Annotated in this window: 18 protein-coding genes, 2 tRNA genes and 1 riboswitch; of the genes, 15 read left to right on the top strand and 5 right to left on the bottom strand. The window is 54.9% G+C overall.

The features are described from left to right. Positions 1 to 114: 114 nt before the first annotated feature. The 3 genes from IEW12_RS08940 to glyA all read right to left on the bottom strand — a co-directional run bounded on the left by IEW12_RS08940 (position 115) and on the right by glyA (position 2,768). Positions 115 to 606, bottom strand: coding sequence for an energy transducer TonB (locus IEW12_RS08940; protein ID WP_188565551.1), 492 nt, complete (start codon positions 604 to 606; stop codon positions 115 to 117). Between the two features lie 346 nt (positions 607 to 952). Continuing rightward, positions 953 to 1,405, bottom strand: coding sequence for a transcriptional regulator NrdR (gene nrdR, locus IEW12_RS08935; protein WP_188565550.1), 453 nt, complete (start codon positions 1,403 to 1,405; stop codon positions 953 to 955). Positions 1,406 to 1,520: 115 nt separating this feature from the next. After that, on the bottom strand, positions 1,521 to 2,768 hold the full coding sequence (gene glyA, locus IEW12_RS08930; RefSeq protein ID WP_188565549.1) for a serine hydroxymethyltransferase: 1,248 nt from the start codon (positions 2,766 to 2,768) through the stop codon (positions 1,521 to 1,523). Positions 2,769 to 2,893: 125 nt separating this feature from the next. Then, positions 2,894 to 3,049, bottom strand: a riboswitch (ZMP/ZTP riboswitch). A gap of 267 nt (positions 3,050 to 3,316) precedes the next feature. On the opposite strand from glyA, the gene IEW12_RS08925 reads away from it, so the two are divergent. The 15 genes from IEW12_RS08925 to IEW12_RS08855 all read left to right on the top strand — a co-directional run bounded on the left by IEW12_RS08925 (position 3,317) and on the right by IEW12_RS08855 (position 20,429). Beyond that, on the top strand, positions 3,317 to 4,063 hold the full coding sequence (locus IEW12_RS08925; protein ID WP_188565548.1) for an SDR family NAD(P)-dependent oxidoreductase: 747 nt from the start codon (positions 3,317 to 3,319) through the stop codon (positions 4,061 to 4,063). 151 nt (positions 4,064 to 4,214) lie between these two features. Next, a complete protein-coding gene (gene ybgC / locus IEW12_RS08920; protein WP_188565547.1) occupies positions 4,215 to 4,613 on the top strand; it encodes a tol-pal system-associated acyl-CoA thioesterase in 399 nt (132 codons plus the stop codon). Between the two features lie 114 nt (positions 4,614 to 4,727). Continuing rightward, on the top strand, positions 4,728 to 5,423 hold the full coding sequence (gene tolQ / locus IEW12_RS08915; RefSeq protein WP_188565546.1) for a protein TolQ: 696 nt from the start codon (positions 4,728 to 4,730) through the stop codon (positions 5,421 to 5,423). Continuing rightward, positions 5,423 to 5,869, top strand: coding sequence for an ExbD/TolR family protein (locus IEW12_RS08910; protein WP_188565545.1), 447 nt, complete (start codon positions 5,423 to 5,425; stop codon positions 5,867 to 5,869). Before tolQ ends, IEW12_RS08910 begins: the two co-directional genes overlap by 1 nt. Continuing rightward, positions 5,869 to 7,845, top strand: coding sequence for an autotransporter assembly complex protein TamA (locus IEW12_RS08905; protein ID WP_188565544.1), 1,977 nt, complete (start codon positions 5,869 to 5,871; stop codon positions 7,843 to 7,845). The genes IEW12_RS08910 and IEW12_RS08905 overlap by 1 nt, the downstream gene beginning before the upstream one ends. Before the next feature lie 8 nt (positions 7,846 to 7,853). Next, the gene (locus tag IEW12_RS08900) at positions 7,854 to 12,143 is read left to right on the top strand and encodes a translocation/assembly module TamB domain-containing protein (protein ID WP_188565543.1); all 4,290 of its coding nucleotides are present in this window, start codon (positions 7,854 to 7,856) and stop codon (positions 12,141 to 12,143) included. Between the two features lie 240 nt (positions 12,144 to 12,383). Beyond that, on the top strand, positions 12,384 to 13,295 hold the full coding sequence (gene tolA / locus IEW12_RS08895; RefSeq protein WP_188565542.1) for a cell envelope integrity protein TolA: 912 nt from the start codon (positions 12,384 to 12,386) through the stop codon (positions 13,293 to 13,295). A 71-nt stretch (positions 13,296 to 13,366) separates the two neighbouring features. After that, the gene (gene tolB, locus IEW12_RS08890; protein WP_229750998.1) at positions 13,367 to 14,662 is read left to right on the top strand and encodes a Tol-Pal system beta propeller repeat protein TolB; all 1,296 of its coding nucleotides are present in this window, start codon (positions 13,367 to 13,369) and stop codon (positions 14,660 to 14,662) included. A gap of 113 nt (positions 14,663 to 14,775) precedes the next feature. Further along, entirely contained in the window at positions 14,776 to 15,312 is a 537-nt protein-coding gene (gene pal, locus IEW12_RS08885; RefSeq protein WP_188565540.1) for a peptidoglycan-associated lipoprotein Pal, read from the top strand. Positions 15,313 to 15,514: 202 nt separating this feature from the next. Further along, positions 15,515 to 16,261, top strand: a complete 747-nt coding sequence (ybgF, locus tag IEW12_RS08880; protein ID WP_188565736.1) for a tol-pal system protein YbgF — start codon at positions 15,515 to 15,517, stop codon at positions 16,259 to 16,261. Between the two features lies 1 nt (position 16,262). Beyond that, the gene (locus IEW12_RS08875) at positions 16,263 to 17,402 is read left to right on the top strand and encodes a YeeE/YedE family protein (protein WP_188565539.1); all 1,140 of its coding nucleotides are present in this window, start codon (positions 16,263 to 16,265) and stop codon (positions 17,400 to 17,402) included. 87 nt (positions 17,403 to 17,489) lie between these two features. After that, positions 17,490 to 17,565: transfer RNA gene (locus IEW12_RS08870), tRNA-Lys, on the top strand. A gap of 112 nt (positions 17,566 to 17,677) precedes the next feature. Further along, positions 17,678 to 17,753: transfer RNA gene (locus tag IEW12_RS08865), tRNA-Lys, on the top strand. 166 nt (positions 17,754 to 17,919) lie between these two features. Then, positions 17,920 to 18,813, top strand: a complete 894-nt coding sequence (locus tag IEW12_RS08860; RefSeq protein WP_188565538.1) for a methyltransferase — start codon at positions 17,920 to 17,922, stop codon at positions 18,811 to 18,813. A 158-nt stretch (positions 18,814 to 18,971) separates the two neighbouring features. Next, complete coding sequence (locus IEW12_RS08855) at positions 18,972 to 20,429, top strand: Ppx/GppA phosphatase family protein (RefSeq protein ID WP_188565537.1); 1,458 nt, start codon at positions 18,972 to 18,974, stop codon at positions 20,427 to 20,429. A 32-nt stretch (positions 20,430 to 20,461) separates the two neighbouring features. Here the strand turns inward: IEW12_RS08855 and IEW12_RS08850 are convergent, their stop codons facing one another. Continuing rightward, positions 20,462 to 21,880 carry an aminotransferase-like domain-containing protein gene (locus IEW12_RS08850; RefSeq protein WP_188565536.1) on the bottom strand — a complete coding sequence of 473 codons (1,419 nt, stop codon included), beginning with the start codon at positions 21,878 to 21,880 and terminating at the stop codon, positions 20,462 to 20,464. A 122-nt stretch (positions 21,881 to 22,002) separates the two neighbouring features. Continuing rightward, the gene (locus tag IEW12_RS08845; protein ID WP_188565535.1) at positions 22,003 to 22,230 is read right to left on the bottom strand and encodes a DUF2970 domain-containing protein; all 228 of its coding nucleotides are present in this window, start codon (positions 22,228 to 22,230) and stop codon (positions 22,003 to 22,005) included. Between the last annotated feature and the right edge of the window lie 190 nt (positions 22,231 to 22,420).

The following is a 22,420-nucleotide window of genomic DNA, read 5'->3' as shown; positions in this document are numbered from 1 at the left end:
TTGCATACCGCGCCATGCTGCGGTGACTCACTACCTTGCAACATGAACCTGCCTGCCATATATGTAATATGCGCAGGCAGGTTTTTTTTCGGGCAGATAATAAAAGCTGCGTAGTTACTGAGGCGGGCGGGCGAACGGCAGGGTAGGGCCGGCAGGTTCTATCGTCATTTGTATGCGCATTTCAGTTTTTACCGGAGAACCGTCTTTCTTCCCCGGTTCAAATTCCATGTGCATGCAGGCATTGATTAGCGCTTGCTTCTCTGTTTCGGAAAAATCCCCTTGTTCCATAATGACCTGGTCGATGCTGCCGTTTTCGTTAATTAATAGTCGCAGCACCGCAGAGCGCGGCTGATTACTTGCCAGCACCAGTGCCACATCTGATGACACATCAAGCTTGACCACCGGTTTTTCGGTGATCTGGTTGGTGGGGAGATAGTAGGCAGGCTCAGGCTCACCCAGGTCAAATAAACTGTCTGGTGTACCAATTTTGATGTCGGGCGGAGGCGGTGGGCCGGGCAAATCAGGCGCATTCAACGTGATTGCAGTTCCTGCGGATTCGCGTTCAGGTTTGCGGGCAATACCCGAATCCAGGAGTTCGACATCCAAGGTTTTACCTGCAGAGTGTACTCCCGACAGCGGCTTTCCACGCGGCCGGTATTTTGTATTGGCAGCGACTATCAAAACTATATGAATGGCCACGATCAAGCCTAATACCGCAAGGCGGGTACTTACGCTGCCGAACTGTTTGAATTCTCGGATGACTTTAGCCCATGAGCTTGATAACTCAGACATTGTACTGGACACTAGGCCGGCTCCACTCAGCGATACCTACGGAAATTGAATTATGTTTGCCGTATTTTATATGCTAAGGCTCTCCCCATACTCAAGACATGCATTCCCCGCTGGCAGGAACCTCTAATACGGACTTGATGCGGCCGGAACGGCGTTGATCCTAGGTCTTTTTTACTTCCTGAATCGCTTCCGCAAACTCCGACAGATCTTCAAAACTCTTGTACACCGAAGCAAAACGGATATAGGCGATCTTGTCCAGGCGCTTCAGTTCCCGCATCACCAGCTCCCCGATATAGCCGGAGTTGACCTCGCGTTCGCCGCTGGACAGGAGTTTTTCTTCTATGCGCTGTATCGCGGTATCGACGGCTTCGGCCGACACCGGGCGCTTGCGCAGCGCCAGCATCAGGCTGCCGCGCAGCTTATCGGTTTCAAATTCTGTCCTGCTGCCATTTTTCTTGACGATGACCGGCATTGCCAGTTCTATCCGCTCATAGGTAGTGAAACGTTTGTCGCATTGCGTGCAACGGCGGCGGCGGCGTATCGTGTTGCCGTCTTCCGGCGCGCGGGTATCGATTACCTGGGTGTCATCGTGGTGGCAGTAGGGGCATTTCATATAATTATTCTGTGATGGCCGCGGATGAGTTTAGGTGCTATTCGCAAGTATCCGGCAGCGCTGCGATTCTTTAAAAAATTCGCAGCGCCGTCGGAATGTACTGCCTTACTGCTTCTTATGCTGCATAGACCGGGAAAGCATCCGTCAGCTTTTTGACTTCAGCCTTGACTCGCTCTATCGTTGCAGCATCGTGTGGGTTGTCCAGCACGTCCGCCAGCAAATGGCCTACCTTGGCAGCTTCTTCTTCCTTGAAGCCGCGAGTGGTCATCGCCGGGCTGCCCAGGCGTATGCCGGAAGTGACGAATGGTTTTTCCGGGTCGTTAGGAATGGAGTTCTTGTTGCAAGTGATATGTGCGGAACCCAGGATCGCCTCGGCTTCCTTGCCTGTGATTTTTTTCGCGCGCAGATCTACCAGCATCACGTGCGATTCGGTACGGCCGGAGATGATGCGCAGGCCGCGTGAAATCAACGCTTTTGCCAGGGCATCTGCATTCTTCACTACCTGTTCCTGATAGGTCTTGAACTCAGGCGTCAATGCCTCCTTGAATGCGACTGCCTTGCCGGCGATCACGTGCATCAAGGGGCCGCCTTGCAGGCCGGGGAAGATGGCAGAGTTGATGATTTTCTCGTGTTCGGCCTTCATCAGGATGATGCCGCCACGTGGGCCTCGCAGGGATTTATGCGTGGTGGATGTGACGAAATCTGCGTAAGGCACGGGGTTAGGATAGACGCCGGCAGCGATCAGGCCTGCATAGTGAGCCATGTCGACCATGAAATAAGCACCCACGTCCTTGGCCACCTTGGCAAAGCGCTCGAAGTCTATGCGCAGCGCGTAAGCCGATGCGCCGGCGATGATCAGCTTGGGTTTTTTCTCGTGTGCGAGGCGTTCCATGGCCTCATAGTCGATTTCTTCCTTGTCGTTCAGGCCGTAGGAAACCACGTTGAACCATTTGCCGGACATATTCAGCGGCATGCCGTGAGTCAAATGGCCGCCTTCTGCCAGCGACATGCCCATGATGGTGTCGCCTGGTTTCAAGACAGCGAAGAATACGCCCTGGTTGGCTTGCGAGCCGGAGTTAGGCTGCACGTTGGCGGCTTCCGCGCCAAACAATTGCTTGATGCGGTCGATGGCCAGTTGTTCGGCGATATCGACATATTCGCAGCCGCCGTAGTAGCGTTTGCCCGGATAGCCTTCGGCGTATTTATTGGTCAGTTGCGAGCCTTGCGCTTCCATGACGGCCGGCGACGTATAATTTTCCGAAGCGATCAGCTCGATATGTTCTTGCTGGCGGTGATTTTCTTTCTGGATCACGGCAAACAATTCCGGATCTATATTGGCGAGGGTATGGTTTTTTGCGAACATGACAATCTTCCAGTCGTAAAAGGTGAGTGTGGTGGACCAGGTGCCCGTCCTGTCTATGTGCCGCACAAGCTTCTGTACAGCGTAGTCGACAATAGGGAATAGGCAGCCTTAATCGCTTTTACCATCCAGGCTACCCAGGCGTACGGCTAGGGCCCAATTTGTCCGGACCCGCAGAATCTCACGCTTCCCGATGGATACCCATCTTCCGCCGCTCTCAGGATGCTCCATCTTGGCGATGCAGCATCTTGCTCAGGACGTTTTCGCCAGTTACGTGAGACGAAATGGTGCCCAAATTTTACGTTAGACACCGGATTTCAGCAAGTTCAAGCAGTATTTGCCAAATAATTACAGTAAATTTCCACTTGGAAATATTTGCGGATCTTAAGGGTAGGCTCACTGTTGCCAGCCAGCTTTTTCAGGTCAAAAATCCTGCGCTACAGCACGTCCTGCTGTGCGCAAGACTAAATTGTCAACAAGCTCTAAAATACAGGCTGGTAAAGAACCGTATTTCTTTTAATGCAAGCCTGAAAAATAGACAAGGACATCCCATGATCATACTGATAACTGGCGCGAGCTCAGGATTTGGCGAAGAAATGGCACGCAAGTTTGCCCGTCATGGGCATAAGGTGATCGCTGCAGCCCGCCGCGTCGATAAGCTGAAAGCCCTGGCGGAAGAGCTGGGCAGCTCGGTATTGCCGGTACAAATGGATGTGACCGATAAAGCGTCTATCAATGCGGCCTTGCAGGGATTGCCGGTGGGATGGAAACAAATCGACGTGCTGGTCAATAATGCCGGTCTGGCGCTGGGTACCGAGCCGGCGCATTTGGCCTCGCTGGATGACTGGGAAACCATGATCAATACCAATACCAAGGGCCTGGTGACTGTTACCCGCGCGATCCTGCCGGAGATGGTACAGCGCAATACCGGCCTGATCATCAACATCGGCTCCGTTGCCGGTTCCACGCCTTATCCGGGCGGCAATGTGTATGGCGCGACCAAGGCCTTCGTTGATCAATTTACCCTGAATCTGCGGGCGGATCTGGTTGGCACCGGTGTGCGTGCAACCAATATCGCTCCCGGTCTGTGCGGCGGCACCGAATTTTCCAATGTTCGCTTTAAAGGCAATGATGCCGCCGCCGCCAAGGTCTATGAGGGTACCCAGCCGCTGACGGCAGTGGATATTGCTGAAACTGCCTACTGGATTGCGACGCTGCCGCCGCATGTGAATGTCAATTTCATCGAGATGATGCCGACTTGCCAGGGATATGGTCCGCTGAACATCAAGAGGAACTGAGCCGGGAGTTAAGTGGCGAGGGGGGCGGACTATGCCTGAAACCTTTTGATACCAACTGATACCAAAAATAAAGTTTTCATTGGCACAATGGAGGCCGGGAGGGGGAGTGCAAACTCTCTTTGCCAGGCTCCGATCTTTTAAAAGCAGGAATATGCAGGACAATTTTAGCTGGACACTCCGCGTGTACTATGAAGACACCGACGCAGGCGGCATCGTCTTCTATGCCAACTATCTGAAGTTTTTTGAAAGAGCCAGAACCGAATGGCTGCGTGCCGCCGGCGTCAACCAGCAGCAGATGACGCAGGAACACCAGGTGATGTTTGTCGTCAAGGGGACGGCAGTCGAGTATCATGCACCTGCCTATCTGGATGATGAACTGAAAGTCACGGTCGTGGTCGAAAAGCTGGGCCGTGCCTCCGTTCAATTTGTGCAAGAGGCCTGGTGCGGTGATACCTGCCTCGCTACCGGCAGGATCAAGGTCGGTTGTGTAGCAACCGCCAGCCTGAAGCCCAGTGCGATTCCCGCTCAAGTGCTGGACAGGATCAATTAGCCGGGCAGCAGCTTTGCCCATTGGTGCGGCAGCACACCGCCAAACTCCAGAACTATTGCATAGTATCTATTATTGCAACTTGTTTATAATTCAATAACGTCAACATTAAACACTATGACTGTTACTCAAGATCTTTCGTTTCTATCCCTGATTACCAATGCCTCCATACCGGTGCAACTGGTCATGCTGCTGCTGCTGGGAGTATCGGTAACCAGCTGGACCTATATTTTCAGCAAGATGTTCGCGATCAAACGGGCTCGCGCGCAAACTGAGGATTTTGAGCGCAGCTTCTGGTCAGGCGGTAGCCTGGTCGAGCTGTATCAGGCTGCGGCTGCCAACCGCCGTGGCACCACCAACAAGACCGGCGCATTGGAGCGCATCTTTGAAGCAGGCATGAGCGAATACCAGAAAGTCAAATCCGCCAATAAGGGGACCCTGGACGCCAGCGCGATGCTGGACGGCGCCCGCCGCGCGATGCGCGCGTCCTACCAGCGCGAAATGGATGCGCTGGAATCGCACCTGTCTTTCCTGGCTTCGGTTGGTTCAGTCTCTCCTTACGTAGGTCTGCTTGGTACGGTATGGGGCATCATGAATGCGTTCCGCGGCCTGGCCAATGTACAGCAGGCGACACTGGCGGCCGTTGCTCCCGGTATTGCCGAAGCGCTGATTGCGACCGCCATCGGCCTGTTTGCTGCAATCCCTGCGGTGCTGGCCTACAACCGCTACTCTCACGATATCGACAGGCTGGCGATCCGCTTTGAAACCTTTATTGAAGAATTCTCCAATATCCTGCAAAGGCAGTCGCGCTAATGGCTTCATCGCTACGTGGCGAACGTAAACGCAAATTCAAAGCCGAGATCAATGTGGTGCCTTACATCGACGTGATGCTGGTGCTGCTGGTGATTTTCATGGTGGCTTCACCCATGACCAATCCCAGCGTGATCAATTTGCCGACAGCGGGCCAGTCGACACAGCCGCCAACGGACTACATAGAAATTGCCTTGCAGCCGAATGCGCCTTCAACGATCAGCATCAATAGCAAGGGCAATGCCAACGGCCAAAACAAGCAGGAAAGCAAGGAAACGGCGACCAATATCACGCAGTTGCTGAAAAAATTGGAGGAATACCATGAAGCCAAACCCGATTTATCGGTGATGGTTTCTGCCGACAAGGAGATGAAATATGACGACATCATCAAGGTTATTTCCGAAGCAAAGAAAATGGGCATTAATCGCGTAGGTCTGGCGACGAAGTGATGCAGAGTCTTTCTGCCGTTCTAACCTCGTTCCTGTTATGTTTCGGCTGCTACGCAGCCGAACAGGACACTGGCGGCAGCAAGACCGAAACCAGGCCTGCAACGCAGGCTGAAACGAAAAACACGGCGGATACATCCGTATCTGAGACAGGCAGCGGCACAGGAGCGCCTGTACCGGTCCCCGGCAGTAATGCAAGTGGGTCAAAAAGCGAGGCGGAAAATGAACAGCCGGAATCGGAGCCGGATGAGCCGCAAGCCGGGAGACGGGCTGGCCGCGGCGGCCATCTGAGCCATATAGAGATCGGCAAGGCTCAAGGCGACTGGCTGGCTTTGCTCAGGGAGCACATACCTGAATTGTCGGCCAATGCCGAACCCCAGAATGTCAATCCGGCGATGCTGCGTAAATTGCGGCGCGACGTCAGTAATATCCTCGCCACTGAAGGCTATTTTTCCCCGACGGTTGATTTCGATACGCAGGTTTCCGTCAGTGCCGGCGGTACCGACCGGGTGATCGTCAATATTGAGCCGGGGCCGCGCACCATAGTGCAGGCAGTGAGCCTGAATTTCAGCGGAGCGCTGGCGGACGCGGCCAAGGCGGGACAGGCTGAGGCCGTGAAACGGCGCGATGCCATCGTTTCTGCTTGGGGTTTGCCGCAGGGCGCAGCGTTTCGCGATGATGAATGGAGCAGCGCCAAGAATGCCGCTACCGAGAATCTGCGGGCGGACACCTATGCATCAGCCACCATCGTGGACAGCAAGGCGACTGTCGATGCCGAGAACCAGAGTGCTGCCTTGCAGCTTGAGCTGGACAGCGGGCCCCCATTCACGCTAGGCGAGGTCGTGCTGAGCGGCTTCGTGCGCTACCCGCCCTTGCTGGTGGACAGATACAATCCTCCGCGTAAAGGCGAAAAATATTCGCGTGCGCGCCTGCTGGAATTTCAGCGCGCCTTGCAGAATTCCCCGTATTTTTCTACCGTAGCGGTCAGCGTCGATCCCGATCCTGCCAAGGCAGAAAATGTGCCGGTCGAAGTCAACGTTGTAGAACGCCGTTCGCGCGATCTTGGTTTTGGCGTGGGTTATAGCACCAACACCGGCTACCGCAGCGAAGTGTCTTACCGTGACCGTGATTTGCTGGACAAGGCCTGGGACATGCGCAGCGCAGTCCGCCTGGAGCAAAGGCGGCAACTGGCCTATGCCGATGTTTATCTGCCGCCGCGCGATGGCGGCTATCTGGATTCTTTCGGCGTGCTGGCAGACAGGGCCAATGTGTCCGGCCTGCTGCTGACGCGTACTGCACTTGGTGTCAAGCGCACCAGCACGCATGGCCATCTGGAGCAGCGCCTGGGCTTTAACCTGTCGCGTGAGCGGGCCGAGCCGGATGGCGAAGATGCTACCTATACCAATGCGCTGGTGGGCACCGTGGGCTGGACCTGGCGCGATGTGGATGACAGCTTTGCGCCGCGCAAGGGGCAGATTTATCAACTGGACTTTGCCATATCTGAAAAAGCCCTGATTTCCGACCAGCGCTTTATCCGTGTCTACGGCAAACATCAACGCTGGATCCCGATAGGCAAGCAGGATGGTTTTGTCCTGCGCGCCGAAGTGGGTGAAGTCTTTTCGCCGAGTATTGACGGTGTGCCTGAAGACTATCTGTTCCGTATAGGTGGCAGCAATACGGTGCGTGGCTACAGCTATCAGAGCATAGGTATCAATCAGGGCACGGCCGTGACCGGTGGCCGCGTGATGACGGCTGCCAGCGCCGAATATGTGCACTGGCTGAAGCAATCCAACTGGGGCAGCGCTGTTTTTATGGACGTCGGCGGTGCCTCCGATACCTGGAAGAATATAGACCTCAAGCAAGGCTATGGCGTGGGCGCACGCTACAAGACCCCGGCCGGTCCGATAGCACTTGACCTGGCTTACGGCAAGCAGGCAAGAAAAGTGCGCCTGGATTTCTCTATTGCGATCGCGTTCTAGGGAAAATCATGGACCAGGATATCAAACCGGATCAGCCTCAGCAGCAGGCGCCAGAAAAAAAACAGCGCAGACAGCGAGGGCTGGCTGCACACATCAGCGTGCGCCTCGCGCAATTCAGCCTGGGCTTGCTGGTCATTCTTGCGCTGGTGCTGGGATGGGGAATATGGACCCAGAGCGGCACGCAATCCATACTCAGTATTGTGCAAAGCTTCGGCAGCGGCCAATGGAAATTTTCCGGTGTCAGCGGCCGTTTCAGCGATGAGCTGGCGATCGCTGAGCTCGAATATAAAACCGCCGGCTTGCGTATCAACGCCAGCGGCGTCAAGCTGAACTGGAGCCCTCAGGCGCTGGCGCGCGGCAAGCTGGTGATTCACACGCTGGATGTCGCCGCCCTCACTGTCGCCAGCATTGCCAGCGACAAGCCCGCGCAGTTACCGGATCATCTGATCTTGCCCATAGACCTGGACATTGAGCGGGCCGCCGTAGGCCGTCTTGCGATCGCGACGATAGACAAGAGCGGGCATGAAACCGTCGACACTGAATTATCGGCCTTAACGGCAAAGCTGGAATCGGGACGCTTGCAGCATCAGTTTACTGCGGGCTTGTCCAGCCCCTGGGGCAGGGTACAGGCGCAGGGCAGTATCGCCACGGTCAAACCCTTTGACCTGAAGGCTCAATTGACTTATCAGGGCCGCCCCGGCAAAGACATTCCTGAACTGGGTTTGCAAGGCAGTGTGCAGGGCTCATTGCAACAATTGAATATCAAGGCAGATGCACAGGCAAAGCTGGATGCGCCGCCGGGGGCGGATACAGCCAAGGCGCCAAGCCAGAATGCGACGCTGCAAGGCAAGCTCAGCGCAGATATTGCGCCTTTTTCTATGCTGCCACTGCGTGCACTGCAAGCCAGTATTCGCGGGCTCAATCCGGCAAATTTTGCCGCAGACGCACCAGCGGCCAGCCTGAACATCAATGCTGATTTGCGCTCCGACGGCAAGGCTGCTGCGATGGCCACAGGGGAAAAGCAGGACATAGGCAGCTTATCCGGCACTGTCAGCATAGTGAACTTGCAAGCAGGCCAGATCGACAAGCAGCGCATTCCCGTCACTGGTGTGCAATCAAGTGTACGCTGGTCGGGGAAAGATCTGAGCTTGAAGAACACCAGCCTGCAACTAGCCGGCAACGGGCAAATCAAGGGTGAGGCGCAACTGCAGTTGATGCAGTCGGGCTTGCCTTTGATAGACAGCCGTTTTGACCTGTCCGGTATTGACCTATCCAAGTTGGACAGCCGCCTGCACTCCAGCCAGATCAAGGGCAGCGTTACCGCGCAAACCCGGGCGCAATTGGTCAGCCTGCAGGCCAAGCTCAGCGATCCGCGCGCCAGCCTGCAAGCGGACGCCAGCTACCAACTGGATAAGAATAGCCCGCAATATGCGCTGCTGAGCTTGTCCAGGTTTGATTTGCGCGCGGCAGATTCTCAACTGAAGGGCGAGGGCGAGATATCGCTGGCAACTGCTGGCCAGGCCAGGCAGGCATTCAAGCTCAAGGGGGATTTGCAGAATTTTGATCCTTCGCGCTGGCTGGCTGTACCCGCCGGCCGCATTAATGCCAATTTTACTGTTGACGGCCAATTGCAGCCGCGATTGAATGTCAATCTGCATATGCCGCAGTTGCAAGGCCAATACGCCGACCAGGCTTTGAATGGCGTGGCTGACCTGAGCTGGCTGCAGGGGCAGCAACTGCAGGTCCGCAAGCTGGATCTGCAATGGGGCAAGAATAGCCTGGCGGCCAGCGGTAGCTGGGGGCAGGGGCAGGATGATTTATTGGCAAAGCTGGATGCGCCGGATCTGGCCGCTTTCGCCGCGCCTTTGCACCTGCCTTTGTCAGGTAGCGTTAAAGCGGAAGGGCATTTGCTGGGCAAGATGAGCGAACCTGCCGGCAGGCTGGACTTGAGTGCAGAGAACCTGAACTACAAGCAGCAGTTTGCGCTGAAGTCCCTGAGTGCAAAATTGGATCTGGCCAGCGGCTTGAATGGGGTGATCAAAGGCGATGTATTGGCCCAGGGATTGCGCAGGACGCAGGCGGTGCCAGTGTCAACGGCAGCGAATGCAACAGCGACGGCAACATCAGCAGTAACATCAGCAGTAACATCAGCAGCGGCGCCGGCAGCCGCTAATAAAAAGGATGGCGCTGACGATATGCGTCTGCTGGCAGAACAAATCAAATTGACTGTCAGCGGCAAGCGCGATGCCCATCGCATAGAATTGAATACGCAGATTAATCCGGTCAGGAGCCTGAGTTTGACTGCCAGCGGTGGACTGCATGCGGTCGCTCCCCAGAAGGGGGAGTCCGTGCCCGGCTGGCAGGGGCAGCTGCTCAGCATGAAGCTGACTGGAAAACCCGGCGTAAGTTTGACCGCGCCTACCTCAATCAGCGTGTCCAGCCAACTGGTGAGCATCGCCAACGCGCAGTTGCAGGGGGAGCTGGGCAAGCTGTCGCTGGAACAATTTGAGTGGACGCCCGCGACGATAAAAACCCGTGGCAGCCTGTCCGATGCAGACATTGTGGATATTGCCAATCTGTTCAAGCCGCAGTATCTGGTGGGCGGCAATCTGCTACTGAACGCGCAATGGCAATTGCAACTGAAAGACAATGTGCAGGGCGAGCTGAATGTGCAGCGTCAAAGCGGCGACCTGCGTATCCGTGACAGCGACGGCACCAGCAGACCCATCGCGATAGGCCTGCGCGAACTGCAACTGAAGCTGGGCCTGGGCGGCCTGGTGGCTGGCAGTGACGGCGAGCGCATCGCCTTGCAGCTCAATGCCAGTGGCGCCCGGCTTGGAAACTGGCAAGTGAGGGCCAACTCGGTGATCAGCAAGCGGGACGGCGCATGGACCATCGCTGCGGACGCGCCGCTGGACGGCATGGTCAAGGCCGATGTGCCTGACATCCAGTGGCTGGGACCATGGTTGAACCCTGGCCTGGCGCTGAAGGGAAAGCTGAACGTGGATGCGACACTGGCAGGCAGAGTGGGCAAGCCGCGCTATGAGGCAAAAATACTCGGTAGCGAACTGGAGCTGGCGTTTGCCGCAGAGGGTTTGCTGCTGCCCAATGGCAGCCTGGATGCGCAAATCGATGGCAGCCGCGTCAAGCTCAATAAACTGCAATTTTCCAATACCGTCACCAGTATGCCGCGTCACGAACAATTCCGTGGCATTAACTGGATCAAACAAAAAGGCGAGTTCAACGCCACCGGTGAAGTGGACATCTCCAATGAAACCGGCAGCATACAGGCGCAATGGGATAAATTCCCGCTGCTGCAGCGTAACGACCGCTGGATCGTGGTCAGCGGCCAGGCGGGCGTGACGGAGAAAGACAAGATATGGACGCTGAGCGGCAAGCTGCTGGCCGACGGCGCCTACTTTAAAGTGCCGAAATTGCCGCCGCCGAGTTTGTCCAGCGATGTTGTCGTGCTACGCAAGGAAGATAAAAACAAAACTGCGCAGGACAACGACGATGCGAAAAAGGGGCTGAAAACCCGGGTTGACGTGACGCTGGATATGGGGCCTCGTTTCGTGTTCGTGGGGCGTGGCCTGGATACGACGCTGGCGGGCAGCATACGGCTCAGGGCGATCGATGCCGGGCCGGTGCAGGCATCCGGCTCCATACGTACCGAGGGCGGCGTGTATGAGGGCTACGGCCAGCAGTTGGCGATAGAGCGCGGCATCCTGAACTTCCAGGGGCCTCCCAATAATCCAGGCCTGAACGTGCGCGCGCTACGCCGCGGCCTGCAGGTGGAAGCTGGGGTCGAGGTCATAGGCACGGTCGCGGCGCCGCAAGTCAGGCTGGTATCGGAGCCGGATGTGCCGGATGCCGAGAAATTGTCCTGGCTGGTGCTGGGACGCGGATCGGATCAGATCGCCGGCAACGACGCGTCGCTGCTGATGTCGGCCGCAGGTGCAATTTTTGGCGGTGACGGCAGCAGGAACGTGCCGCGCGACATCGTTCAGGGTCTGGGTTTTGATGAATTCTCGGTGGGATCGGCGGATAATAGCGCCGGTTCCAAATTGCCTACGCAGACCATCGCGGGCGCTACAGCAGTCAGCTCTACCACGACCGACCAGGTGGTGAGCGTCGGCAAGCATCTTGCGCCCGGCCTGGTACTGTCGGTGGAGCGAGGCTTGTCCGATGCCAGCGGGGCGGTAAAGCTGACATGGCAACTGACGCGCAGGGTGAGTATTATCGGACGTACCGGCACGGAGTCTTCGGTCGATGCGTATTACACCTTCTCGTTTGATTGATTCTTTGCTGACTTGCTGCGTAAAGTTGTTGAATTTATATGTAAATGTTCGCAATGTCATTGGAAGGTGTTACAGGCAGTAACAAAGAGTTGTCGTAAGGATAGTAGCCTTGCGGTTTATAATTTTGGGTTGCAGACAAAGCGTTGATTGAGCGATAGGCCCAATTGGCGATTTTTGGATGTTTATAGAGAGAAATAGTCCTGGCCGGAACTTAACGGTGACAGGTATATCATACGATTCATGACAGCATTTTCCCCGAATACCCTGCCAAAAGAACCTGGACGCTGGCCCGCGATTGCGCTGGCGACCCTTGTGCACATTTTGCTGCTCGCCTTTTTATGGATAGGCGTGCAGTGGCAAAATCAGGAATCCACCGCGGTGGAAGCAGAAGTCTGGGACATGCAGACGCGCGAAGCTGCGCCAAAACCGGTGCCACAGGAGGAGCTTGCGCCTGAACCGGTAAAAGTACAGCCACCGCCGCCACCGGTCGTTAAGCCGGATGTGCCCAAGGAAGATCCCGAGATTGCACTGGAGCAGGAGCGTAAGCGCAAGCTTGCCGAGAAGAAAAAAGAAGAAGAGCAATTGAAGCTGGAGCGTGAAGAAGCCAAGCGCAAAGCTGACAAGGAAGAAAAAATAAAGCAGGAAAAAGAGAAAGAAAAACTGAAGCTGGCAGAGGATAAAAAGAAAGCCGAAAAACTGGCCGCGGACGAGGCTGAAAAGAACAAGCAGGCTGAGCTGAAGAAAAAGCAGAACAGCGACCAGGCCGCGCGCGACAAGGTGTTCGCTGAAAACATGCGCCGCCTGAATGGCCAAGCGGCAACGACCGGCAGCGGTGGAAATGGCGATGCACCAAAATCGACCGGCAATAACCGCGGGGATCCCAGCTATGCAGCCAAGGTCAGCGCCAAGATCCGCTCCAATAGCAATTACAATGCAAGTGATAACACGAGCAATAATCCTACAGTGGAATACAGGATAGACCTATTGCCAGATGGCACACTACGTGGTGCAATACGCAAGCTCAAATCTTCCGGTGCTCCCGGCTTTGATGAAGCTGTGGAGCGCGCCATCGATAAGTCGCAGCCGTTTCCAAAGAATAATTCCGGAGTGGTCCCGGACAGCATGATTTTGGTCTATAAATTAAAAGAATAGACCGTAAAAATGGCTGACTACGTATTAAGAGCAGCGCAAGAATAAACGTAAAAATGAAAGCAAAAGTGTCGATGAAAATATTTTCCGTATCTGCAAAAAATATTCTTGGAGCCCTGGCCGCAGTGGCTACGTCCTTGCTGGTCGCCAGCAGCGCGCAAGCGCAGTTGCGGATAGAAATCTCCGGTGTCGGCTCCATCCAGATACCGGTTGCCATTGCCGCCTTCGCTGATGAAGGGCTGGCGCCTCAGCAGATTACCGCAATCATCAAGGATGACCTTACCCGTAGCGGCTATTTCAAGATTATTGATGCAGGCATGGTGATCAATGAAACGACCCCGGTGAACTTTGATTCATGGAAGGCGCGCGGTGCCGATGCACTGGTGGTGGGCAGTGTGCAAAAACTCGCCGACGGCCGTTTTGATGTGCGCTATAAATTGCTGGATACGGTGAAATCCTCGACCTTGTCCGGGCAGTCGCTGGCGACCGCACCGACGGCAACCAGGCTCACCGCGCACAAGATCGCTGATGATATTTATGAAAAACTGCTGGGCGTGCGCGGCGTGTTTGCAACCCGTATTGCCTACGTGACCAAGTCCGGCTCGCAATACAAGCTGGAGATCGCCGATGCCGATGGCGAGGGCACGCAAGATGCACTGCGCTCCAACGAGCCTATTATTTCACCTGCCTGGTCGCCGGACGGCACCAAGGTAGCCTATGTATCGTTTGAAGCCAAGAAGCCAGTCGTCTATGTGCAGAACCTGATTACCCGTGCACGTACCGTGGTTGCCAACTACAAGGGCAGCAATTCTGCACCGGCCTGGTCGCCTGACGGCAACAAGCTGGCAGTGTCCCTGTCGCGCGACGGCCTGACCCAGATTTACACCGTGAATGCGGACGGCAGCGGCTTGCAGCGTTTGACCAATACCAGCGGTATAGACACCGAACCGCAGTTTTCTGCCGATGGCCAATACATCTATTTCCTCAGCGACCGCAGCGGCGGCCCGCAGATCTACCGCATGAGCAGTAGCGGCGGCGATGTCAAGCGCATGACCTTCAATGGCGGCTATAACATATCGCCGCGCATTTCTCCAGATGGCAAGACTTTGGCGTATATCTCGCGGCCTGACGGCCGGTCTTTCCAACTGTATGTGATGGATTTGGCCTCCGGCCAGAACCAGCGCCTGTCGGATACGACCAAGGATGAGTCGCCAAGCTTTTCGCCGAATGGCAAATACATCATGTATGCAACGGAGTCGGGTCGTCGCGGTACCTTGGCCGTGGTATCTGTCGATGGCAGAGTGAAGCAGAAATTGACAATTCAGGCCGGAGACGTGAGGGAGCCTACCTGGGGTCCTTTCATGAAATGATGCATTAGAGTTCAAGCAGACCAAGTCGTTTTAAGCCGGACATCTGTCGGAAACCAAGAATTACTTTATTACCCCATTATCATTATTTATCGTTATCAATAAGGAGAATTAAAATGCGCTCATCCTCAATCACTACTACGCTGGCCCTGCTGGTATCCAGCGCATTGTTGCTGGCAGCTTGCAGCACCCCTGTCAAACTGGAAGACAAGCCTGCGGTCGAAGACAAATCAGCGACAACGACACCAAAACCAGCGGACACCCGCCAGGTAAGCACGGTTGACACCGGCTCCGTGGATCCTTTGAATGATCCTAAGGGCATCCTGGCTAAACGCAGTGTGTATTTTGATTTTGACAGCTACATCGTCAAGGATGAGTTCAAGCCTGTCGTTGAAGCCCATGCCAAATACCTGGTTGCCAACAAGGGCCGCAAGGTTCTGATCCAGGGCAATACCGATGAACGCGGCGGCCGCGAATACAACCTGGCATTGGGTCAAAAACGCGCGGAAGCAGTACGTAAATCCCTGGCATTGCTGGGTGTGCCTGAAGGTCAGATGGAAGCCGTTTCCCTGGGCAAGGAAAAACCTAAGGCAACTGGCAGCGATGAAGCATCCTGGGCAGAAAACCGCCGTTCCGACATCGTCTATCAATAATTTTGACGGCGGTGGCGCTGTTTTGAGTTCAAGTACTCGGATTCAGCGCCCGTACACCGCTGTTTGAAATTTTTTGACATCACGGTCATTTCTGCGTAGGCTGAAATGACCGTTGGTTTTTTTGCAGTTGCAGGATACTATTTCAGCGTCTGTCTCATATTTGAAGAGTGCCATTATCGTGATTAAATTTTCCAAACTCAGCATGACCAAGTCCGCCATTGCTGCGGCATTCATTGTTGCCCTGGCTCCGTCCATCGCCTCAGCCGGCCTGTTTGACGATGATGAAGCTCGCAAGGCGATACTCGACCTGCGCGCCAAAGTGGATGCGGTCAGCGCCAAGCTGGACAACAAGCTGGATACCAAGGCCGATAAAAGCAGCGCACTGGACCTGGCCAACCAGAATGAACAATTGCGTGGCGAGATCGCCAAATTGCGCGGGCAGATAGAAGTGCTGACCAATGATCTTGCCAATACCCAGCGCCGCCAGCAGGATTTTTATGTGGACCTGGACAACCGCGTGCGCAAGCTGGAACCGAAGATGATGAACGTCGATGGCAAGGAAGCGACGGTAGAGATCAATGAGCAGCGCTCCTACGATGCGGCCCTGGCTTTGTACAAATCGGCCGACTATAAAAATGCCGGAGCGGCGTTTAACGCCTTCCTGGTGAATTACCCGCAATCCGCTTTTGCCGGCTCCGCGCAATACTGGATGGGCAACTCTTTCTACGCGCAGCGCGATTGCAAGAACACGGTCGTGGCTATGCAGGGCCTGGTGAAAAATTATCCCGACCATCCCAAAGCACCGGATGCAATGCTGAATGTTGCAGCCTGCAATATCGAACTGAAAGACAAGGCCGGCGCCAAGAAGACGCTGGAAAACCTGATCAAGCAATATCCTGACAGCGAAGCTGCGCAAGCGGCAAAGAATCGCCTGAGCTCCCTGAAATAATATGGAAGTCGATATTGCGTCTATCGCCAGCCAGGTTGTCTGGCTGGCTTTTTTTCTGGGCGCTGCCTTTGGCGCAATCGCTCAGCGCAGCCAGTTCTGCACGATGGGGGCTGTGGCCGATATCGTCAGCATGGGTGACTGGGACCGCATGCGGCAATGGCTGCTGGCTATCGCAGTAGCAATACTGGGAACTAATCTGCTTGCCTATGCGGGTTATATCGATTTGTCCAAAGCGATCTATACCGCGCCGCGCCTCACATGGCTGTCACATATTGTCGGTGGCGCGCTGTTCGGCTTCGGCATGGTCATGACCAGCGGTTGCGGCAGCAAGACCCTGGTGCGCATAGGCGGCGGCAATTTGAAGTCGCTGATCGTATTCATCGTGATCGGCCTGTCGGCATTCATGACGCTGAAAGGCGTGCTGGCGCTGCCACGGGTGAACTTGCTGGAACCGGTATCGATGACATTGGCTACCAACCAGGATTTGCCATCCATACTAGCGCCGCTGCTGGGCGACAAGCATGTGCTGCAATTGCTGGTACCTGCAGTGATTACATTGGTATTGCTGATCTTCGTTCTGATGAGCCCGTCTTTCCGCTCGCTGGAAAATATCCTGACCGGCCTGGGCGTGGGACTGATCATCGTTGCTGCCTGGTTTGTGTCCGGCAAACTGGGCTATGTGGCCGAGGATCCCAATACGCTGCAGGAAGCCTATGTAGCGACCAATTCCGGCAAGATGGAATCGTTCAGCTTCGTCGCTCCGTTTGCGTACACAATAGACTTGCTGATCTTCTGGACCGACAAGAGCAAGGCGGTTTCCTTCGGTATCGCCGCTACGCTGGGTATGATTGTGGGTTCGTTTGCATATGCGATCTCTGCCGGCAAGTTCAGGTTTGAGGGTTTCGGCGGTGTGAGTGATGTGTCCAATCATCTGATCGGCGCAATGCTGATGGGCTTCGGCGGCGTGACCGCTCTGGGTTGTACGGTGGGGCAGGGGCTGAGCGGTATTTCCACTCTGGCGGTGGGTTCGATGATTACCTTCGCCTCCATCATCGGCGGCTGCGTCTTATCCCTGAAATACCAGGCATACCGGCTGGAGAAAATAGATGCGGCTGCGGCCTTCAAAGCATGCGGGCCATAGGGAAACATAAGAAAATTAATTAAGTATAAAAAATTCCTGCACGATGATTGACAGGTATCTCAGAACATCCTATAATTTCGTTCTTTCGGGTCGTTAGCTCAGCTGGTAGAGCAGCGGACTTTTAATCCGTTGGTCGCAGGTTCGAATCCCGCACGGCCTACCACGAAATTCGAAGGACTTAGGTGCAAATCTAAGTCTTTTTCATTTTATATGAATGCGTAAAACAGGCCGACGTCGGTATAGTTTTGGCAAATTGATATAAAAAAAGCTTTATTGGGTCGTTAGCTCAGCTGGTAGAGCAGCGGACTTTTAATCCGTTGGTCGCAGGTTCGAATCCCGCACGGCCTACCAATTTACATTAAGGATTCAGGTGAAAACCTGAATCCTTTTGTTTTTTCTGCGTAGAAAATATGGCAAGCAAGCCAAGGGCTAATTTCCCTGTGCTGCATCAGGATCACGGTCTTGGTATAGACTTCGCAGTATTGACACTCTTCTGCAGCACAATCAAGGACGCCTGATGAAATCCAAACAGGGCAGCAACGCCAACACTCCCGGCAATTCCAGCAATCCCAGCAACGACAAGCACGAGATCAGGCCAGGCCAATCGCTGGAACTGCTGAAAGAGCTGCATATTCTCACGCGCGACGGCAAGATGAATCAGGATAGCCGCCGCAAGCTGAAGCAGGTTTACCATCTGTACCAATTCATCGAGCCCTTATTGCAGCAACTGCAGCAAGATCATGCGGACATCAGCCTGGTTGATCATGGCGCCGGAAAATCTTATCTGGGCTTTATCCTGTACGACCTGTTTTTCAAGTCTATGGATAGCGCCAATCAATCGCGCATCTACGGCATAGAAACGCGGGACGAGCTGGTGCAAAAGTCGCGCGAGCTGGCGCTGAGGCTGGAATTCCCAGGCATGTCTTTCCTGAACCTGTCGGTCGCCGACTCCATCACGTCTGCTGCTTTACCGGATCAGATTGATATTGTCACTGCGCTGCATGCCTGCAATACCGCCACTGACGATGCGATACAGTTTGCCTTGAAAAAGAAAGCCAAATTCATGGTGCTGGTGCCTTGCTGCCAGGCGGAAGTGGCGGCAGAACTGCGCAAGAGCAAAGGCGATGCAGTACGCAATAACCCACTGTCGGAAATGTGGCGCCATCCCATACACACGCGCGAATTCGGCAGCCAGATCACCAATGTTTTACGCTGCCTGCAATTGGAAGCCCACGGTTATCAGGTCAGGGTAACGGAACTGGTAGGCTGGGAACATTCGATGAAGAATGAGCTGATAGTTGCCGAATATAAAAACCTGCCGGCAAAACGGCCTGCAGAACGCCTGTCGGAAGTGTTAAAAACCACAGGTCTGGAAAATATGCGCGAAAGATTTTTCACTCCTCAGTTATAGTCACCAAGTAGTCACAATTAATGATTAATATCATTTATTCAAGGTGATGGGGAGGCGCCGCTTCATGGTGCGGCGCATGCGTAGAAGAGTAGTTTTCGCGGCTCTTTTTGCCGACATCATCACTTGCATTGCATAACGTTTTTCTGGGATTACATAGCATGTTTGCTGCGGTAGATCTGGGCTCCAATAGTTTTCGTTTGCATATAGGCCGCCATGAGGGCGATGTCATCCGTGTCGTGAAGAGCGCGCGCGATCCTATCCGCCTGGCCGCAGGTTTGGACAGCAAAGGCAATCTGTCCAAAGATGCGATGCAAAAAGCCGTCGATTGTCTGGCTCGCTTCAAAGTGATACTGGACGCCTATCCCATCGATGCCGTGCGCGTCGTCGCCACCAATACCATACGTATCGCAAAAAATGCGGCAGATTTGCTACCCGCGGCAGAGGCTGCGATAGGTCATCCTATCGAAGTCATTTCCGGTGAAGAAGAAGGCCGTTTGATCTACCTGGGCGTGTCGAATGCGATTGCGATTCCCGGCGAGCGGCGCCTGGTGCTGGATATAGGTGGCGGCTCTACCGAGGTGATACTCGGGCGGGGCCATGAAATCGTCAAGGTCGAGTCCTTCAGCATAGGCACGGTCAGGCATAGCTCCGGCTTCTTTCCCGATGGCGTCATGACGGAAGAGGCATTTGATGCGGCTATCCTGTCTGCGCGCTCTCAATTCGAGGATGCGGCGCCGCCGTATCAGCCGCAGCACTGGCGTTCCGCTTATGGCTCATCCGGTACGATACGCGCGATCTCGGATGCGATTGCGAAGAACAGCCTGGGTGACGGCCGCATTACGCAGGACAGCCTGGAAACACTGAAGCAGTATTGCATACAGACAGGGCAGATCAGCCAGTTGCAATTATCAGGCATTAAATCTGAGCGGGTGGCGATGGTGGTAGGCGGGCTGGCGATACTGATCGGCCTGATGCAGGAATTTAATATCGAGGTACTGAATCCCATAGAGGCGGGCTTGCGCATGGGGGTGATGTGGGACTTGTACCTGCGTTCTACCAAGCGCGACCGGCGCGAACTGGCTGTAAATAGTGTTGTCGCCCGCTTCCATACCGATACCGCGCGCGCCAACCGCGTGGCGGATATGGTGCGATCGCTGTATACGCAATTGAAGCCTTCCAGCGACCTGTATGCCCGCCACCTGTATTGGAGCGCCTTGCTGCACGAAGTCGGCATGGTGGTGTCGCAAACCGGCTATCACAAGCACGGCGCCTACATGATAGAGAATGCCGACATGGCAGGCTTTACCACGCGTGAGCAGAGGGTGATGAGTGCGCTGATCCTTAGCCAAAAAGGCAATTTGCGGAAAATCAGCGATATCCTGGCTGATTTGGATTTTGCCAAGGCGGTGCTGGCGCTGCGTCTGTCAGTGACCTTCATGCACTCGCGCGTGGAGTTGGACTATGCAGATATACGCCTGAAGATGAAGAACAAGATAGAGCTGGAAATCAAGCAGGACTGGGTCAGTTTGCATCCTACGGTTGCTTACTGGCTGCAGAAAGAGATCGAGTGCTGGCGCGAAGTCGGCATAGAGTTTCTGGTGCGCGCAAGCGCCTAGCCGGGCAGGCTGATCAGCCTGTACTGGATGCTTCAGCGTGGCAGCAGGGATCTGGCAATTTGCCCCAGGGTCTCTATGGCTTGTTCAATCCGCTGATCCCAGGGATGGCCGTAGTTTAGCCGTATGCAATTATTGAATTCCCTTTTTGCCGAAAAAATCGGACCCGGTGCGATGCTGATGCCCTGATGTAGCGCTATCCTGTGCAGCATCAGTGCGTCTATGCCCGGCGGCAAGACTACCCACAAAAAATAACCTCCCCCCGGCTGCGTAAAACGGGTACCTGTGGGGAAGTGCTTGCCCAGCGCCTGCATCATCAGGTTTTGTTGCACAGACAGTGCCTGCCGCAATTGCCGCAGGTGTCTGTCGTACCCGCCCTGGCCCAGATATTCTGCCAGTGCCATCTGCGAAGGCACTGCTGCAGACAGCGTGGTCATCAACTTCAATCTTTCCACATCGCGTGAGAAACGTCCTGCAGCGACCCAGCCCACGCGGTAGCCCGGCGCGAGGCATTTGGAAAAAGAGCTGCAATGCATCACCAGGCCTTGAGTGTCAAAAGTCTTGCTGGGCACTGGCCTCTTGGGGCCCAGGTACAGCTCTCCGTACACGTCATCTTCTATCAGAGGTATTTGGTGCTCGGCCAGCATTTCCACCAGCCTGCGTTTTTTATCCGCAGGCATGGTGCTGCCAAGAGGATTCTGGAAATTGCTCATCAGCCAGCAGGCTTTGGGCTGATGTCTTAGCAGCACCTGCTCCAGCGCGTCCAGATCCATGCCGTCACGCGGATGGGTGGGCACTTCCACAGCTTTCAGGCCCAGTCTTTCCAGTGCCTGCAGCGCCGCGTAAAAAGTGGGAGATTCCAGTACCACCGTATCGCCCGGGCGGGTCACCGCCTGCAGGCAGAGATTCAATGCTTCCAGCGCGCCATTGGTGACGACGATTTCGTCGGTGGGAATGTGCACGCCGTCTATCAGGTAGCGCAAGGCGATCTGCCGGCGCAGGGACGCATTGCCCGGCGGCAGATCGGCTACCGTATGGCGGGGATCAAGATTGCGCATGCTGGACGACAGGCATAACGACAATTTTTTCAGGGGGAAGAGCAGTGGACTGGGAAAGGCCGAACCCAGCGGAACAATATCCGGCGTCTTGAGGCTATCCAGCACTTCGAAGACCAGTTCGCTGACGTCAACCTGGGTCGAGTTGCTATCCGGCCGCGAGATGTCGGGTTCCGGCGGTAAATGCGCCAGCCTGGCTTTGACATAGTAGCCGGAGCGCGGCTTGCTGGTGATCAGCCCGCGCGACTCCAGCAGGTAGTAGGCCTGGAAGACTGTTGACGCGCTGAGACCCCGGCTCTCATGCAACTGGCGCACAGAGGGCACACGGTCACCGGGCCGCAGCACGCCGGTGCTGATCATGCCGGTAATGTCTTCCGCCAGTAATTCGTAGCGCTTCATATCCATTTTCTACGGTTGAAGCCTTATTCTGTCAGAATTAACTGATATCTACAATTTTGTTTAATTTTTAACTGCGCTGTAGCTGGGATATTCATGCGGCCTTTTATGCGTCAGAGAAGGTCTCAGGCTGCCAGCACGGAAATCGCAAGTTTTACCAGCACCAGTAGCAGGCTAATGAAGCTTGCTGCGGCAATGACTGCAGTCAGGATCAGCCACTGCGGTTTCAAGCTGCGCATATCCTGGGTCAGGTTGGCCATCTTGCGCACGCCGAAAAAGCTCCAAAGCACTGCAAAGATCAGTTGTTTTGGACTTGGTGTAGTATTAACGGCAAGCTTGTCGGTTGATTTCATGATGTGCTCCTTCTATGCTGTTAGAGCCAGTATGGTGCATACACATCAGTTTTATAAGAAGCAGAAAGCGCGGAATAATTACGTATCAGTTTTACTGTCTTTGAAAACTGATATGGTATTTTATTTAAATTCTGATTCTGTTCTTTAGCCGGGGATGGCGCTAAGCTGCGTCATCTGTACCTCCCTTGCC

The organism is Parundibacterium terreum (assembly GCF_014636315.1).
Classification (GTDB): Bacteria; Pseudomonadota; Gammaproteobacteria; order Burkholderiales; family Burkholderiaceae_D; genus Undibacterium; species Undibacterium terreum.
This window is presented reverse-complemented; position numbering and strand designations above follow the sequence as displayed.

Excerpts from the sequence above, each read along its gene's own strand:
- nrdR (WP_188565550.1), bottom strand. The coding sequence starts at position 1,405 with ATGAAATGCCCCTACTGCCACCACGATGACACCCAGGTAATCGATACC.
- glyA (WP_188565549.1), bottom strand. The coding sequence starts at position 2,768 with ATGTTCGCAAAAAACCATACCCTCGCCAATATAGATCCGGAATTGTTT.
- IEW12_RS08925 (WP_188565548.1), top strand. The coding sequence starts at position 3,317 with ATGATCATACTGATAACTGGCGCGAGCTCAGGATTTGGCGAAGAAATG.
- ybgC (WP_188565547.1), top strand. The coding sequence starts at position 4,215 with ATGCAGGACAATTTTAGCTGGACACTCCGCGTGTACTATGAAGACACC.
- tolQ (WP_188565546.1), top strand. The coding sequence starts at position 4,728 with ATGACTGTTACTCAAGATCTTTCGTTTCTATCCCTGATTACCAATGCC.
- IEW12_RS08910 (WP_188565545.1), top strand. The coding sequence starts at position 5,423 with ATGGCTTCATCGCTACGTGGCGAACGTAAACGCAAATTCAAAGCCGAG.
- IEW12_RS08905 (WP_188565544.1), top strand. The coding sequence starts at position 5,869 with ATGCAGAGTCTTTCTGCCGTTCTAACCTCGTTCCTGTTATGTTTCGGC.
- IEW12_RS08900 (WP_188565543.1), top strand. The coding sequence starts at position 7,854 with ATGGACCAGGATATCAAACCGGATCAGCCTCAGCAGCAGGCGCCAGAA.
- tolA (WP_188565542.1), top strand. The coding sequence starts at position 12,384 with ATGACAGCATTTTCCCCGAATACCCTGCCAAAAGAACCTGGACGCTGG.
- tolB (WP_229750998.1), top strand. The coding sequence starts at position 13,367 with ATGAAAATATTTTCCGTATCTGCAAAAAATATTCTTGGAGCCCTGGCC.
- pal (WP_188565540.1), top strand. The coding sequence starts at position 14,776 with ATGCGCTCATCCTCAATCACTACTACGCTGGCCCTGCTGGTATCCAGC.
- ybgF (WP_188565736.1), top strand. The coding sequence starts at position 15,515 with ATGACCAAGTCCGCCATTGCTGCGGCATTCATTGTTGCCCTGGCTCCG.
- IEW12_RS08875 (WP_188565539.1), top strand. The coding sequence starts at position 16,263 with ATGGAAGTCGATATTGCGTCTATCGCCAGCCAGGTTGTCTGGCTGGCT.
- IEW12_RS08860 (WP_188565538.1), top strand. The coding sequence starts at position 17,920 with ATGAAATCCAAACAGGGCAGCAACGCCAACACTCCCGGCAATTCCAGC.
- IEW12_RS08855 (WP_188565537.1), top strand. The coding sequence starts at position 18,972 with ATGTTTGCTGCGGTAGATCTGGGCTCCAATAGTTTTCGTTTGCATATA.
- IEW12_RS08850 (WP_188565536.1), bottom strand. The coding sequence starts at position 21,880 with ATGAAGCGCTACGAATTACTGGCGGAAGACATTACCGGCATGATCAGC.
- IEW12_RS08845 (WP_188565535.1), bottom strand. The coding sequence starts at position 22,230 with ATGAAATCAACCGACAAGCTTGCCGTTAATACTACACCAAGTCCAAAA.